Below are 12,751 nucleotides of genomic sequence, written 5' to 3'. Positions count from 1 at the left end.
AGTTAACTTCCTTCCTTTTCGGACTGCGGTTTATCTTTCCGTAGAACGTCTCTTATTAGATCCCTTTCTTACTATCCCTTATAACATCCCTTTCGTAGAAGGAACGCCTTTTACACGGGGATCGACGGTCGTCGCTTCATCAAGCGCCCGGCCAAGTGCTTTAAATACCGCTTCAATCATGTGGTGAGTGTTTTTTCCGTAATGGACTATGACATGCAGGTTCATTCTTGCTTCAAGCGCAAGCTTCCACAGGAATTCATGTACTAACTCGACGTCAAAAGTACCAACCTGCTGGGCAGGGAATTCTGCGCGCATTTCGAGGTGCGGGCGGTTGCTGAGGTCGATGACAACCTGTGCAAGCGCCTCATCCATTGGGACAAAGGCGTTCCCATAACGTTTGATTCCTTTTTTGTCGCCAAGTGCTTCGCGAAGCGCCTGTCCGATACAAATACCGATATCTTCGGTTGTATGGTGGCCATCCACCTCAACATCTCCCTTTGCATCAACTTTCAAATCGAACTGGCCATGCTTTGCGAATAAATCGAGCATATGAGAAAGAAAAGGTACACCAGTTTCAAGTTCCGTTTTCCCCTCGCCATCTATGCTAAAATCCAGATCTATTTTTGTTTCATTTGTATATCGATTCACCGTTGCCGTGCGTTCCATGAGCGTTCCCTCCATCCTATATTCTGCATCCTCTATTTAAGTCTTGCTTCCACAGCCCGAGCGTGGGCTTCCAACCCTTCAAGCCTTGCGAACTCGGCGATCTTTGCACCGTTGTCGTTCATCGCTTTCTCGCTGTAGAGGATGATGCTGGATTTCTTCTGGAAATCCTCGACACTCAACGGGCTTGAAAAGCGCGCTGTCCCGTTCGTTGGCAGGACATGGTTCGGTCCAGCAAAATAATCTCCTACAGGCTCTGAGCTATACCTCCCAAGGAAAATGGCGCCGGCATGCTTTATTTTACCGAGCAATTCCATAGGATTCTCCGTGACGATTTCAAGATGCTCTGGTGCGAGCTGGTTGATTGCACTTACCGCCTCATCCATATCAGCTGCCACATAAATCGCCCCGAAGTTTTCGATTGCCTGAGTGGCGATTTCTTTTCTCGGTAATTGAGAAAGCTGCTTATAGACTTCATTTTGAACATCTTCAGCAAGAGCACGGGATGTTGTCACGAAAACCGCACATGCCCGAGTATCATGCTCTGCCTGGGAAAGCAGGTCGGCCGCGATTTCATTGGCACGTGCCGTTTCATCCGCCAAAATTCCGATTTCACTCGGACCGGCAATCATATCAATCGCGACGTCGCCGAAAACTTCGCGCTTGGCGAGGGCAACATAGATGTTTCCCGGACCAGTGATTTTATCGATAGGTTTTATTGTTTCCGTTCCGTAAGCCAGAGCGGCAATCGCCTGGGCTCCGCCGATTTTATAGATTTCTTTTACCCCGGCTATATCTGCAGTAACGAGCACGCCTGCCGGAAGCTTCCCGTCCCGGCCTGGCGGCGATACCATGACGATCCGCTCGACACCCGCCGTTTTTGCCGGAATGACATTCATTAATACCGACGATGGATAAGCAGCCGTTCCACCAGGCACATATACTCCGACAGAATCGAGCGGTGTAACCTTCTGGCCAAGCATTGTGCCGTTTTCCTCCGTCGTCATCCAGGAAGGGCGCAGCTGTTTTTCATGATATCTGCGTATATTGGCAGCTGCCTCAGTAATGATGTCCACGAGCTGACTGCTAACAGTTTTATAAGCTTCTGAAATTTCATCTTCTGTGACAAGAAATTCATCGAGCGCAACAGAATCAAATTTTTCGGTAAAAGTCCTTAGTGCCTGGTCGCCGTAAGCACGGACTTCCGCGATAATGGCCTGTACGGCTTTGCGCTGCTCTTCCGTTCCGCCATCAACCGTCCGTTTGAGTGACAAACTTCCATCTATCTGTAAAATTTCCAAGTAGAATCAAATCCTTTCAGATTCACAATCTATATCACTTCGTTCAGCCTTTTAACCAGTTCGCTGATCCGTTCATCCTTGATCCGATAGCTGACTGGATTGACAATCAGCCTTGATGTCACGTTTGTAATCGTTTCGTACTCCACCAGACCATTTTCCTTCAAGGTTCTTCCGGTTGAAACGATGTCGACAATCCTGTCTGATAGCCCGATTAAGGGTGCAAGCTCAATTGATCCGTTCAGTTTGATGATTTCAACTTGCTCGCCCTGTTCACGGAAATACGCTGCAGCGATATTCGGGTACTTCGTCGCGATTTTAGGAGCGACATCATTCATTTTTGTATCCGGAAGTCCTGCAACAGCAAGATAACAGCCGCTGATTTTTAAATCAAGCAGCTCATACACATCGCGTTCTTCCTCAAGCAGGACATCTTTGCCGGCAATCCCGAGATCCGCGACACCATGTTCAACGTATGTTGCCACATCCATCGGCTTCGCTAAGATGAATCGGAAATTTTCTTCTTCCACATCGATAATCAATTTGCGGGAATCATCAAATTCAGGAGGCAAATCAAAGCCAGCGTTCCGCAGCAGCTCAACTGCCTCGGTAAATATCCTGCCCTTTGGCATCGCGATCGTCAGTTGTTTATTCATTGCACTCCCTCCTTCCCAACTAGGTAAACGACGTTAGCAAAAGCATTGGAGCAAGCATCAAGATTTCGCACGGCGCTGATGTCCTGGAGGATAACCCGTTCCCCGTCTTCCCTGCGCTGTGCCGAAAGCTGGTAAGCTTCCTTTCTCCGTTCAGGGCTGAAAAGAATGCAAGTGACCGGCTCGGGTTCACCCAGGTTGCCAAGACTTTCAAGCAGGCGGTCAAGCCTGATCGCAAATCCTGTTGCCCCTGTCGTTTTTCCGAACTTCTCGAGCAATTTGTCATAGCGGCCTCCGTTGCCGATTGGGAAGCCCACCATTCCTGCGTAAACCTCAAATAAAATGCCAGTATAATAGCTCATGTGGCTGACAATGGTTAAGTCAAATTTGATTCGGCTGCTTTCACCGAAGTCTTCAATGATATCCCAGAGCAGCTTCAACTCATCGAGCGCCGCTCTGCCTTTTCCGTTCTCTATCAACTCGGATGCCTTGTTAATCACTTCCGGACCTCCGCGCAGTTCAAGGAAAGCAAGAAGCCTTTGTGAATCGATTGATGACAGCGGAAGTGCTTTGACATGCTCACGATACCCGACATAATTTTTCTCATATAAAAATTTCGTCAGTTCCCTGGCCCGTTCCTCTGTACCAAGAATCTGTACGAACAATTCGTTGACGAAGCCAACATGCCCTACAGAAAGCTGAAACTGTTCCAAGCCAGCTTTTTTCAGCGAAGAAATCGCAAGTGAGATCATCTCGCCATCAGCGCTGACGGACTCGTCGCCAATACACTCGACACCAATCTGCTCAAATTCTGCCGGCCTGCCGCCTTCGCGCTGCTGGGCACGGTAGACATTTGCTGAATAGGCCAATCTTAATGGAACCTGGTCTTTGAATAATTTTGACGCCGCAACCCTGGCAATCGGCGCGGTCATATCCGGACGCAGTACAAGCGTATGCCCCTGCTGGTCCAACAGCTTGAACAGCTGCTGATCAAGAATCGCTGATGCCGTGCCTACTGTTTCATAATATTCGAGCGCTGGTGTTTCGATAAATTGGAAACCCCATTGCTTCATTTCTTTTTCAATTGAGCCTCGGACCTTTGCCTTCGCTTCATGCAATTCCGGGAGTGTATCCCGCATGCCAAGCGGCTTTTCAAACATGAATAATCTGCTCATTGTTTTCACCCTCTTCGTTGCTGGTGTTTTATATCTTTCTACCCAAATAAGCTGTGTCTTAATTATCTAAATCCTTTAGTCCGCTAATATGGTAACAAGATGAAGTTATATGTAGTTTATCGTTCATTCTATTATTCGTCAACCAAAAGCTGTTCATGTTTGATTTTTAAAATGAGGGTGTTAGAATGATGGCAATCAGAAATACGCAAGGAAATCTCGAAGTGATTTTTTTATATAAAGGAGGCTTGTGCAGTGAAGATCTTGTGGGATTTGGATGGGACAATCCTTGATACATGGCCTACACTGGTCGAGGCGTTCACGGTCGTTGCGAAAAAAGACCTGCCGTATGAAGAAGTCCTTCCTCATCTGAAATATGGTACAGCATATAAATTTTACGGTGTCGATAAAAATAAGGTGAAAGAATTCCGAGAGATTGAACGCACCTTGCCGAATGATCGGAAACCACTTTTCCCGTATGTCAAAGAGGTATTATCTGCCTCGGACGCAAATGTACTCGTGACCCATCGCAATCGGCGCTCAACAGAAGAACTGCTTGAACACTGGGATCTCGGCCGTTATTTTGAGGAGGTCATTTGCCCTGCCGATGATGGCTATTCATTAAAGCCGGATATCCAGGCCTATAAATACCTGCATGATAGATATGGATTGGACATGGCTATAGGCGACCAAAGCACTGACCTGATTCCCGCCAGGAAGATTGGCCTTAAGACATGCTCGTTCCGTGAAGCAAACGAGTATGCCGACAAAAAGATCTATTGTTATTCAGAATTTTCTTATCAGTAGAAGCGAAATGGATTGTTAAGATTGCTGTTCCAGAGCATAGAAGAGTCGTTGATGGAGAAAAATTGATGATAAAGTGCGGCCAGCCGACTGTTTTACAGATGGCGGATCATTTTATCGGCTACATTTGGGGATTTACTTCTAAAATCACCTCTATAAAATGGCTGATTTTCATTTATTGGCGAAAAACAAAATAATTCGACCACATTTTAAATTATTTTGGCGGATTTTTAATTTTTTCGACCACATTTTGAATTTTTTCGACCACATTTTGAATTTTTTCGACCACATTTTGAATTTTTTCGACCACATCCAATTTTTCACAATAAAATAGAGCGAAGCGGAGTCAAATCCGCTTCGCTCTATTTTGTTGGTGCTTGTCCATAAATCTCGTCATCAGCCCAGCGTTCAGCGAGTTCTTCCTTTGTGTAGATTACGCGCATCGGATTGCCGCCGACAAAGGCTCCGGCTGGGACGTCTTTGTGGACGAGTGTTCCGGCGGAGACGATGGCGCCGTCACCAATCCTGATGCCGGGCATGATCGTGGAGTTTGCGCCGATCATGACTTCGCTGCCAATCTCGACGTCGCCGAGGCGGTATTCCTTGATCAAATATTCATGTGCCAGGATGGTCGTGTTGTAGCCAATGACCGTATTGCGGCCAACAGAGATTTTTTCCGGGAACATAACGTCGAGCATGACCATCAGCGCGAAGGATGTCTGGTCGCCGACCTTCATACGCAAAAAATTGCGATACAGCCAGTTTTTCATGCCGAGAAATGGCGTGTATCGAGCCACCTGGATGACGACGAAATTTTTGACGACCTTCCAGAATGGGACGGTTTTATAAACATGCCAGAGTGAGTTTGCGCCTTCTACTCGGTAACGAGTCGTCCTTCTCATGTTATACTCCCAAGATTGGCAGGATGTCAGCCATGTTCTCTAACATGTAATCCGGGTTGTACTGCTCAAGATGCTCTCTTCCCTTGATGGACCAGGCTACTCCGACAGTTTTTGTGCCGGCGTTTTTACCGCCGAGGATATCGTGGTGGTTATCTCCGACCATGATCGCACGGTCCGGCGAGGAACCAAGCTGGTCAAGCGCTTTTAAAAGCGGCTCGGGATCAGGTTTCGCTTTTTCAACATGGTCGAGCGCGACGACAACCTCGAAAAACTCGTCCAATCCTGTCAGCTTCAAGCCCATCTGGACTACATCCGAACGCTTCGTGGTAACGATCCCTAAATGGAAGCCGCTCTCCTTCAAAGTTCGGACCGTTTCATACACTCCCTCGAAACCTTTTACCAAGAGGTCGTGATTAGCCAGGTTGTAAGTTCGGTAAGTGGTGATCATTTCTTCGTAGCCTTCGGGATCCATTGGCTGGAAAGTTTCCTGAAGAGACGGCCCCAAAAACGGAAGGACATCCTCCCGTTTATATTGGCCGGGATAATAGGTCTCCATCGTGTGGAGAAAGGATGAAATAATTAGTTCGTTTGTATCAATTAAAGTCCCGTCAAGATCGAACAGGACCGTATCTATTTTATTGCTCATACACTGCTTCCTTTCTTTTTGCGATGTCCGCGCGGTTCCAGATAATCGCGACTGTTATTGTCAATAATATCGCCACACCTAGGCGGATCAATAACAGCGGCAAGACTGGAATTCCAAGCGGAACAAAAATCAAAGTATCTTCAACGACTGCGTGGCAGGCAACAAGGAAAATGAACGCAAGCGTGACATCCTTTTTGCTGACTCCATCCTCCTGGACTGCCTGGATCATCACACCTGCGCCGTACGCAAGCCCGATCAGCAGGCCGGCTGCCATCGTCGTCGAAGTGTTTTCTTTCATGCCAAGCGCTCTTGTTGCCGGTGCCATCCATCTTGAAAAAACAGCAAGCCATTGCTTATCCTTCATGATTTGCACGACGACCATCAGCGGGATGACGATGATGGCCAGCTGAAATATGCCGATTCCTGCCTTCGTGATGCCTTCAAGCAGAATCGCTCCCCATCCAGAAACTTCTTCACTTTTAGGAGGGACCATGCCGTATTTTGCGATTTCAGAACCGCCGTGCCAAACAAGATTGATGACCACTGCAGATATGAACGCAAGCCCGAGGCGGACGAGGACGATGATCCACAGCTTGACTCCGACCTTGAGAGCTACACTCGATTCAACAAGCATATTATGCGAAAAGCTCAGCATCACCGCAATTATGAAAACTTCTTTTACCGTCAGATCAAGCGTCAGGATCGCTCCGATGGCCGCGTAAAGATTGAGGAAATTCCCGATGACAAGAGGAATCGCCGCATCACCTGACAAACCGAGCACTGACATCAACGGCGTGATCAATTCTATTACCCACGGCAGGACAGGTGTATATTGAAGGATCGAAACAATCAGGGTGACAGGGAAAATGACTTTCCCGAGCGCCCAAGTCGTATTCAAGCCAACAAACAACCCTCTTTTCAATGTAGAACCCATCGAAGCATCTCTCCCATTTTTTCAGACTAATACTATATTTATTTATGCGTTCTCTTTTTTAGCAACCCGAAATTCTTAGTTTTCCAAATAACGCACCTTTGAATAGCCCTTGACTCTTCTGAAAATCCACAAGCCGATTGCAACAGCAATCAATGCAATCGAGATGGTCTGGGCAATCCGCAATGATTCCGTCAGCATCAAGCTGTCGGTACGCATTCCTTCCACAAAGAAGCGGCCGATTGAGTACCAGATGACATAGCTGAGGAAAATCTCCCCGCGGCCAAGGTTGACTCTGCGCAATGACATGAGCAGGATGAAGCCAAGTAAATTCCAGATGGACTCATACAAAAAGGTTGGATGATAGTATGTTCCATTAATATACATCTGATTGATGATGAACTCTGGCAGGTACAGGTTTTCCAAAAACGCCCTTGTTACTTCCCCGCCATGCGCTTCCTGGTTCATGAAGTTTCCCCAGCGTCCGATTGCCTGGCCAAGGATGATGCTGGGAGCCGCGATATCGGCCAGCTTCCAGAAAGAAACATTCCTGGACTTCGTAAAGAAATAAGCGGTTGCAACAGATCCAATCAATGCACCGTGAATAGCGATGCCGCCATTCCAGACCTTGAAAATCTCGCCAGGATACTGGCTGTAGTAATCCCACTGGAAGATTACATAGTATAGTCTTGCAGATAGGATCGCGATTGGTATTGCCCAGAGCATCAGATCCGCAAAAATATCTTTTGGCAGACCGCGGCGTTCACCTTCACGCATGGCAATCCATAATGCGAGCGCGATTCCAAGGCCGATGATGACGCCATACCAGTGCACCTGGATAGGCCCAAGTGAAAAAGCAATCGGGTCGATTGGCTGAATATTTTTTTCCATGTCATTTCCCCTTTTTCTATAAAAAAATCAGTCGCACCAACACTTTGGTCGTTCTTAATCAAACGTTTGATTAAATTGGAAATGGTGCTTAATGTTCTTCATGGTCGCCGTCTTCGATGACGTCAGACAGTCTGTTGGTGAATTGTTCTGCTGCATTGACACCCATGCGCTTCAGCCTGAAGTTCATCGCCGCTACCTCGATGATGACAGCGAGATTTCGGCCTGGGCGGACGGGAATCGTCAGCTTGGTGATATCGGTGTCGAGAATTTTCATTTTCTCTTCATCAAGGCCCAGTCTGTCATATGATTTTTTCTGGTCCCAAATCTCAAGGTCTATGATCAGGGAAATCCGTTTATGTGAACGTACAGCACCAGCACCGAACAGCGTCATCACATTGATGATTCCTACACCGCGGATTTCCAGAAGGTGTTCAATTAAATCCGGTGAGTTCCCGACTAAGGTGCCGATATCCTCCTGGCGGATTTCAACACAATCATCCGCAACGAGACGGTGGCCGCGCTTTACCAATTCAAGCGCGGTTTCACTTTTACCGACACCGCTTTTGCCCGTAATCAAGACGCCGATTCCATACAAATCAACCAGTACCCCGTGGACTGCAGTAGTCGGGGCCAGCTTGCTTTCGAGATAGTTGGTCAAATGACTCGAGAGCCTTGTTGTTTTTTGCTTCGAACGCAAGAGAGGTACTGATTCCTTTTCAGCTGCTTCGACCAGCTCAGCAGGAACCTCCATGTCTCTTGTGACAATGATTCCAGGGGTTATATCAGTACACAGCTTTTGCATCCGCTCAGCCCTGTCGCGAGGAGCCAATTTCTCAAAGAAGGTCAGTTCAGTTTTTCCGAGAAGCTGCAGGCGCTCCGCAGGATAATATTCAAAATAACCAGCAATTTCTAGTCCTGGTCTAGAGATGTCAGTCGTCGTAATCGGACGATTGACCCCTTCCTCTCCACTTACCAATTCCATGTCGAATTTCTTGATGAGGTCTTTAGTACGGACTTTTGGCAAAGAAGTTCCTCCTTTATTAGAACGTTAATTTCCACATGATCACAATACCTTTTATTTTAGCACTTTTTCATGAAGAACCAAATATAAGGAATAAAAAACAGCTTTGGTTCACTTGGATTATTTGAATTGGTATTATCCACTCGATCCTGCTAGTACCAAAGCTATATTTTTTCAAAAAGGTATAGACAACTATACAGTAGACTTGTTATCATCATTTTGTAAGCGAATTCATTCTTTTCTGATTATTTTATAATAAGAGGGGGAAACACCATGCGTAATGAAGAACGCCTGGCAAGAGAGATACTTGAGCAGCTTGGCGGCGCGGACAATATTGCAGATGTTGCTTCGTGCATGACCCGCCTTCGCGTCAAGCCAGCAGACTACAGCAAAGTCGATCTTGCTGGCATCAAGAAAATTGATGGCGTGCTCGGTGTCGTAGAAGCAGAAACGTTACAGATTATTTTGGGACCTGGAATTGTCACTAAAGTGGCGAATGAAGTTTCAGAGATTACCGGCAAGACTGCCAATCTAGTAGACGAGTCCGATCCGGATCCTTTAGAGGGACTTGCCGGCCGTACTAAGGACGAACTTAACAAGAAAAATGCAACTCCGTTCAAGCTTTTCCTGCGAAGGATCGCCAGTATCTTCATTCCGCTGATTCCGGCTATTGTCGCATCTGGTTTGATTGCGGGAATTACGAATGTCATTATCCGTTCTGGTGCTGATCCTGAATCGACGCTTATTCAGTTTCTCAACCTGATCGGCTGGGGTATCTTCGGTTATCTTGGTGTATTTGTCGGGATTAATACGGCCCGTGAATTCGGCGGCTCACCTGCACTTGGCGGCGCTGCCGGCATCCTGATCATCAACCCTGGTCTTGCGAATATCACCTTGTTTGGTGAGGCGCTCGTACCTGGACGTGGCGGTTTGATTGGCGTCATGCTTGCTGCAGCTTTCATTGCATTGCTTGAAAAACGGATCCGTAAATTCGTTCCGTCTTCTTTGGATATCATCATTACTCCTACTCTATCATTATTGATTACTGGTATCGCTACACTATTCGTGCTTCAGCCTGTTGGCGGATGGATTTCCGATTTGATCACAAAGGGCTTGCTCGGCCTTCTTGATGTCGGCGGAATCCTGGCAGGACTGGTTCTTGCCGGGACATTCCTTCCTCTTGTTGTTACAGGTTTGCACCAAGGCTTGACTCCTGTGCATATGGAATTGATCAACACTATTGGTGATGACCCGCTGCTGCCAATCCTCGCAATGGGTGGTGCAGGACAGGTAGGCGCAGCATTCGCGATTTATTTTAAAACAAAGAATGAGAGACTTAAAAAGGTCATCAAGGGCGGACTGCCAGTAGGTATGCTTGGCATCGGCGAACCGCTTATTTTCGGTGTTACCCTGCCGCTTGGCCGTCCCTTCATCACGGCATGCCTTGGGGCAGCAGTCGGCGGAGCATTCCAGGCATTCTTTAAAATCGCAACGATTGCCATCGGGGTTTCTGGTATCCCGCTTGCATTCCTTGTCCATACAAATCAAATACTGATCTACTTGCTTGGACTTCTGATTGCCTACGTATTCGGGTTCATCTTCACCTGGACGTTTGGCTTCAAGGAAGAAATGGCTAAAGGTATCTAAGATGCAAATACAGTAAAGGAGGAGAGCTATTTTCCTCCTTTCTTCTTTTCTATTAATTTGTTTTGATTGGAGGGATTGCCCATGCTTGGCATTTCCGTATATTTGAACAAGGACCGAATGGAGAAAAATGCTGCCTGGATTGAAAAAGCAGCTCGATACGGACTGAACTCAATCTTCACCTCTTTACATATTCCCGAAGATAATCCAGCTGAGTACAAAGAGCTTTTACAAAATCTCGGCTCCCTGGCGAAAAAACACAGCATGGAGCTGATGGCTGATGTATCCCCCCGCTCATTGGATTACCTCGGGCTGGACTGGGAGCATTATGATGAGCTGCTCCATTGGGGACTATCTGGAATCAGGGCTGATTATGGGTTCACAACCAGTCAGATTGTCAATCTTTCGCATAAAATGAAGATAGGAATCAACGCCAGCACGGTAACTAGAGATGAACTTCTGGCATGGAAAGAGGCTGGGATAAAGACTGAGAACGTCGAAGCGTGGCATAATTTTTATCCACGGCCTGAAACAGGATTGGACAAGAATTTCCTTATTGAAAGAAATAAATTGCTCCATTCATTTGGCATTACGACAATGGCTTTCATTCCAGGGGACAAGGATTTTCGCGGGCCCGTGTTTTCCGGTCTTCCAACTCTAGAAAAGCACCGCGGCCAGCTGCCGCACATAGCTGCTGCAGAGCTAATGTTTTCTTGTTTTACCGATAAGATCTTGATTGGGGACCACACTGCAACGGACGAACAGCTGGAGTTAATGACTTTTCTTGATAAAAAAATCATTCCGCTTCGGATTGAGGCCGAAAGCTGGGAGCATTCCGAACTATTCGGCACGCCGCTGACCAACCGGATGGATCCTGCCCGCGATGTAATCAGAGCAGTTGAATCACGTGCCTTTGCCTCAAAAGGAGAAAATCTGATCCCTCCTTATAATCAGGAGGAAAGGCAACGCGGGACAATCACCATCGACAACGAGCTATACGGGCGGTATGCAGGTGAATTGCAGATTGCGACCAATGACCTGCCAAAGGATGAAAAAGTGAATTGCATCGGAAAAGTAATACAAGAAGACTTGCCTTTGCTTACAGAAGTCAAAGCAGGGCAAAAATTTCAGTTTATTGTGAGGGATGGACATGGAGATCGCAAAGCTTAATACAGAACAGCAAAACCCGAAATCAATGAATATCGACTTGATGTCGACAGAGGAAATCATCACCATCATCAACCAGGAGGACACCCTCGTTCCGAACGTGCTCGCAAGGCAGGTTCCGAATATTTCGGAGGTTGTCGACAGGATTGTCGCTGCCTTCAATAAAGGCGGCCGGCTTATTTATATTGGTGCGGGGACTTCCGGACGACTCGGAATAATCGATGCTTCCGAATGCCCTCCCACGTTCGGAACCGATCCAGGACTTGTCATCGGAATCATAGCCGGCGGCAAGGAAGCTATGACCGAAGCACTCGAAGGTGTCGAGGATGACAAAAAGCTGGGTAAGGCTGATCTGGTAAACATCAATCTTACGGATAAAGACATCGTTGTCGGGATCGCTGCCAGCGGACGCACACCTTATACGATTGGTGCACTAGAGTATGCAAAGAAAATCGGTGCCCTGACTGTATCTGTCGTTTGCAGCAAGGACTCCGAAATGGAGAAAATCTCCGAACACACAATTGCCGCAGTCGTCGGGCCGGAAGTCATCACCGGTTCCACAAGGATGAAAGCTGGCACTGCCCAGAAATTGATTTTGAACATGCTCTCTACCGCTTCAATGATCAAACTGGGCAAAGTGTATGGCAACCTGATGGTTGATGTACAGATGACGAACGAAAAGCTACATAACCGCGCCGTCAATATCGTCAAGATGGCAACCGGTGCTTCTGATGAGGAAGCAAGAGCGGCAATCAAGGAACAAAACTATCATACGAAAGCTGCCATACTCCAAATCACTACGGGGCTCAGGGGAACTGAAGTAAAAGAGCTATTGGAAAAGCACGACGGCTACCTGCGGGATGCCATCAGCAATTTTTACAAAGGTGGCGCAAAATAGATTGTCTATACCACCTTGTAGTCACCTTGCGTAATTAAGTGCGGTATAGACAACCCCTGCA

General features: G+C 47.2%; 14 protein-coding genes. 5 read left to right on the top strand and 9 right to left on the bottom strand.

Translation table 11 applies throughout. From position 1 onward, the window contains the following. Positions 1–78 precede the first annotated feature (78 nt). Genes hisB through DYI25_RS15625 form a run of 4 tightly spaced genes read right to left on the bottom strand, consistent with a single transcriptional unit; the run spans position 79 to position 3,789 of the window. Positions 79–666 (bottom strand): imidazoleglycerol-phosphate dehydratase HisB, encoded by a 588-nt coding sequence (gene hisB / locus DYI25_RS15640; protein ID WP_213370549.1) that lies wholly within the window; start codon positions 664–666, stop codon positions 79–81. A 32-nt stretch (positions 667–698) separates the two neighbouring features. Further along, on the bottom strand, positions 699–1,964 hold the full coding sequence (gene hisD, locus DYI25_RS15635; RefSeq protein WP_213370546.1) for a histidinol dehydrogenase: 1,266 nt from the start codon (positions 1,962–1,964) through the stop codon (positions 699–701). Positions 1,965–1,993: 29 nt separating this feature from the next. After that, positions 1,994–2,617 carry an ATP phosphoribosyltransferase gene (gene hisG / locus DYI25_RS15630; protein WP_213370544.1) on the bottom strand — a complete coding sequence of 208 codons (624 nt, stop codon included), beginning with the start codon at positions 2,615–2,617 and terminating at the stop codon, positions 1,994–1,996. Beyond that, on the bottom strand, positions 2,614–3,789 hold the full coding sequence (locus DYI25_RS15625) for an ATP phosphoribosyltransferase regulatory subunit (RefSeq protein ID WP_213370542.1): 1,176 nt from the start codon (positions 3,787–3,789) through the stop codon (positions 2,614–2,616). The genes hisG and DYI25_RS15625 overlap by 4 nt, the downstream gene beginning before the upstream one ends. Positions 3,790–4,041: 252 nt before the next feature. On the opposite strand from DYI25_RS15625, the gene DYI25_RS15620 reads away from it, so the two are divergent. Further along, positions 4,042–4,593 carry an HAD family hydrolase gene (locus DYI25_RS15620; RefSeq protein WP_213370540.1) on the top strand — a complete coding sequence of 184 codons (552 nt, stop codon included), beginning with the start codon at positions 4,042–4,044 and terminating at the stop codon, positions 4,591–4,593. A gap of 65 nt (positions 4,594–4,658) precedes the next feature. Further along, on the top strand, positions 4,659–4,787 hold the full coding sequence (locus tag DYI25_RS22625) for a hypothetical protein (RefSeq protein ID WP_274609519.1): 129 nt from the start codon (positions 4,659–4,661) through the stop codon (positions 4,785–4,787). 165 nt (positions 4,788–4,952) lie between these two features. On the opposite strand, the gene DYI25_RS15615 is transcribed toward DYI25_RS22625, so the two are convergent. The 5 genes from DYI25_RS15615 to hprK all read right to left on the bottom strand — a co-directional run bounded on the left by DYI25_RS15615 (position 4,953) and on the right by hprK (position 8,984). Next, on the bottom strand, positions 4,953–5,492 hold the full coding sequence (locus tag DYI25_RS15615; protein ID WP_213370538.1) for an acyltransferase: 540 nt from the start codon (positions 5,490–5,492) through the stop codon (positions 4,953–4,955). A 1-nt stretch (position 5,493) separates the two neighbouring features. Then, entirely contained in the window at positions 5,494–6,138 is a 645-nt protein-coding gene (ppaX, locus tag DYI25_RS15610; RefSeq protein WP_102264312.1) for a pyrophosphatase PpaX, read from the bottom strand. Beyond that, positions 6,128–7,072 carry a nucleoside recognition domain-containing protein gene (locus tag DYI25_RS15605; RefSeq protein ID WP_213370536.1) on the bottom strand — a complete coding sequence of 315 codons (945 nt, stop codon included), beginning with the start codon at positions 7,070–7,072 and terminating at the stop codon, positions 6,128–6,130. Before DYI25_RS15605 ends, ppaX begins: the two co-directional genes overlap by 11 nt. 75 nt (positions 7,073–7,147) lie before the next feature. Further along, positions 7,148–7,960, bottom strand: coding sequence for a prolipoprotein diacylglyceryl transferase (lgt, locus tag DYI25_RS15600; protein WP_213370534.1), 813 nt, complete (start codon positions 7,958–7,960; stop codon positions 7,148–7,150). A gap of 88 nt (positions 7,961–8,048) precedes the next feature. Further along, positions 8,049–8,984 (bottom strand): HPr(Ser) kinase/phosphatase, encoded by a 936-nt coding sequence (gene hprK, locus DYI25_RS15595; RefSeq protein ID WP_213370531.1) that lies wholly within the window; start codon positions 8,982–8,984, stop codon positions 8,049–8,051. A gap of 270 nt (positions 8,985–9,254) precedes the next feature. On the opposite strand from hprK, the gene DYI25_RS15590 reads away from it, so the two are divergent. From DYI25_RS15590 to murQ, 3 genes are all read left to right on the top strand, one after another. Continuing rightward, positions 9,255–10,628, top strand: a complete 1,374-nt coding sequence (locus DYI25_RS15590) for a PTS transporter subunit EIIC (RefSeq protein WP_213370529.1) — start codon at positions 9,255–9,257, stop codon at positions 10,626–10,628. 81 nt (positions 10,629–10,709) lie between these two features. Then, positions 10,710–11,795, top strand: coding sequence for a DUF871 domain-containing protein (locus tag DYI25_RS15585; protein WP_213370527.1), 1,086 nt, complete (start codon positions 10,710–10,712; stop codon positions 11,793–11,795). Next, the gene (gene murQ / locus DYI25_RS15580; protein ID WP_213370525.1) at positions 11,776–12,690 is read left to right on the top strand and encodes an N-acetylmuramic acid 6-phosphate etherase; all 915 of its coding nucleotides are present in this window, start codon (positions 11,776–11,778) and stop codon (positions 12,688–12,690) included. The genes DYI25_RS15585 and murQ overlap by 20 nt, the downstream gene beginning before the upstream one ends. Positions 12,691–12,751 lie beyond the last annotated feature (61 nt).

The organism is Mesobacillus boroniphilus (genome assembly GCF_018424685.1).
Classification (GTDB): Bacteria; Bacillota; Bacilli; order Bacillales; family Cytobacillaceae; genus Mesobacillus; species Mesobacillus boroniphilus_A.
This window is presented reverse-complemented; position numbering and strand designations above follow the sequence as displayed.

Excerpts from the sequence above, each read along its gene's own strand:
- hisB (WP_213370549.1), bottom strand. The coding sequence starts at position 666 with ATGGAACGCACGGCAACGGTGAATCGATATACAAATGAAACAAAAATA.
- hisG (WP_213370544.1), bottom strand. The coding sequence starts at position 2,617 with ATGAATAAACAACTGACGATCGCGATGCCAAAGGGCAGGATATTTACC.
- DYI25_RS15625 (WP_213370542.1), bottom strand. The coding sequence starts at position 3,789 with ATGAGCAGATTATTCATGTTTGAAAAGCCGCTTGGCATGCGGGATACA.
- DYI25_RS22625 (WP_274609519.1), top strand. The coding sequence starts at position 4,659 with ATGATAAAGTGCGGCCAGCCGACTGTTTTACAGATGGCGGATCATTTT.
- DYI25_RS15615 (WP_213370538.1), bottom strand. The coding sequence starts at position 5,492 with ATGAGAAGGACGACTCGTTACCGAGTAGAAGGCGCAAACTCACTCTGG.
- ppaX (WP_102264312.1), bottom strand. The coding sequence starts at position 6,138 with ATGAGCAATAAAATAGATACGGTCCTGTTCGATCTTGACGGGACTTTA.
- DYI25_RS15605 (WP_213370536.1), bottom strand. The coding sequence starts at position 7,072 with ATGGGTTCTACATTGAAAAGAGGGTTGTTTGTTGGCTTGAATACGACT.
- lgt (WP_213370534.1), bottom strand. The coding sequence starts at position 7,960 with ATGGAAAAAAATATTCAGCCAATCGACCCGATTGCTTTTTCACTTGGG.
- DYI25_RS15590 (WP_213370529.1), top strand. The coding sequence starts at position 9,255 with ATGCGTAATGAAGAACGCCTGGCAAGAGAGATACTTGAGCAGCTTGGC.
- DYI25_RS15585 (WP_213370527.1), top strand. The coding sequence starts at position 10,710 with ATGCTTGGCATTTCCGTATATTTGAACAAGGACCGAATGGAGAAAAAT.
- murQ (WP_213370525.1), top strand. The coding sequence starts at position 11,776 with ATGGAGATCGCAAAGCTTAATACAGAACAGCAAAACCCGAAATCAATG.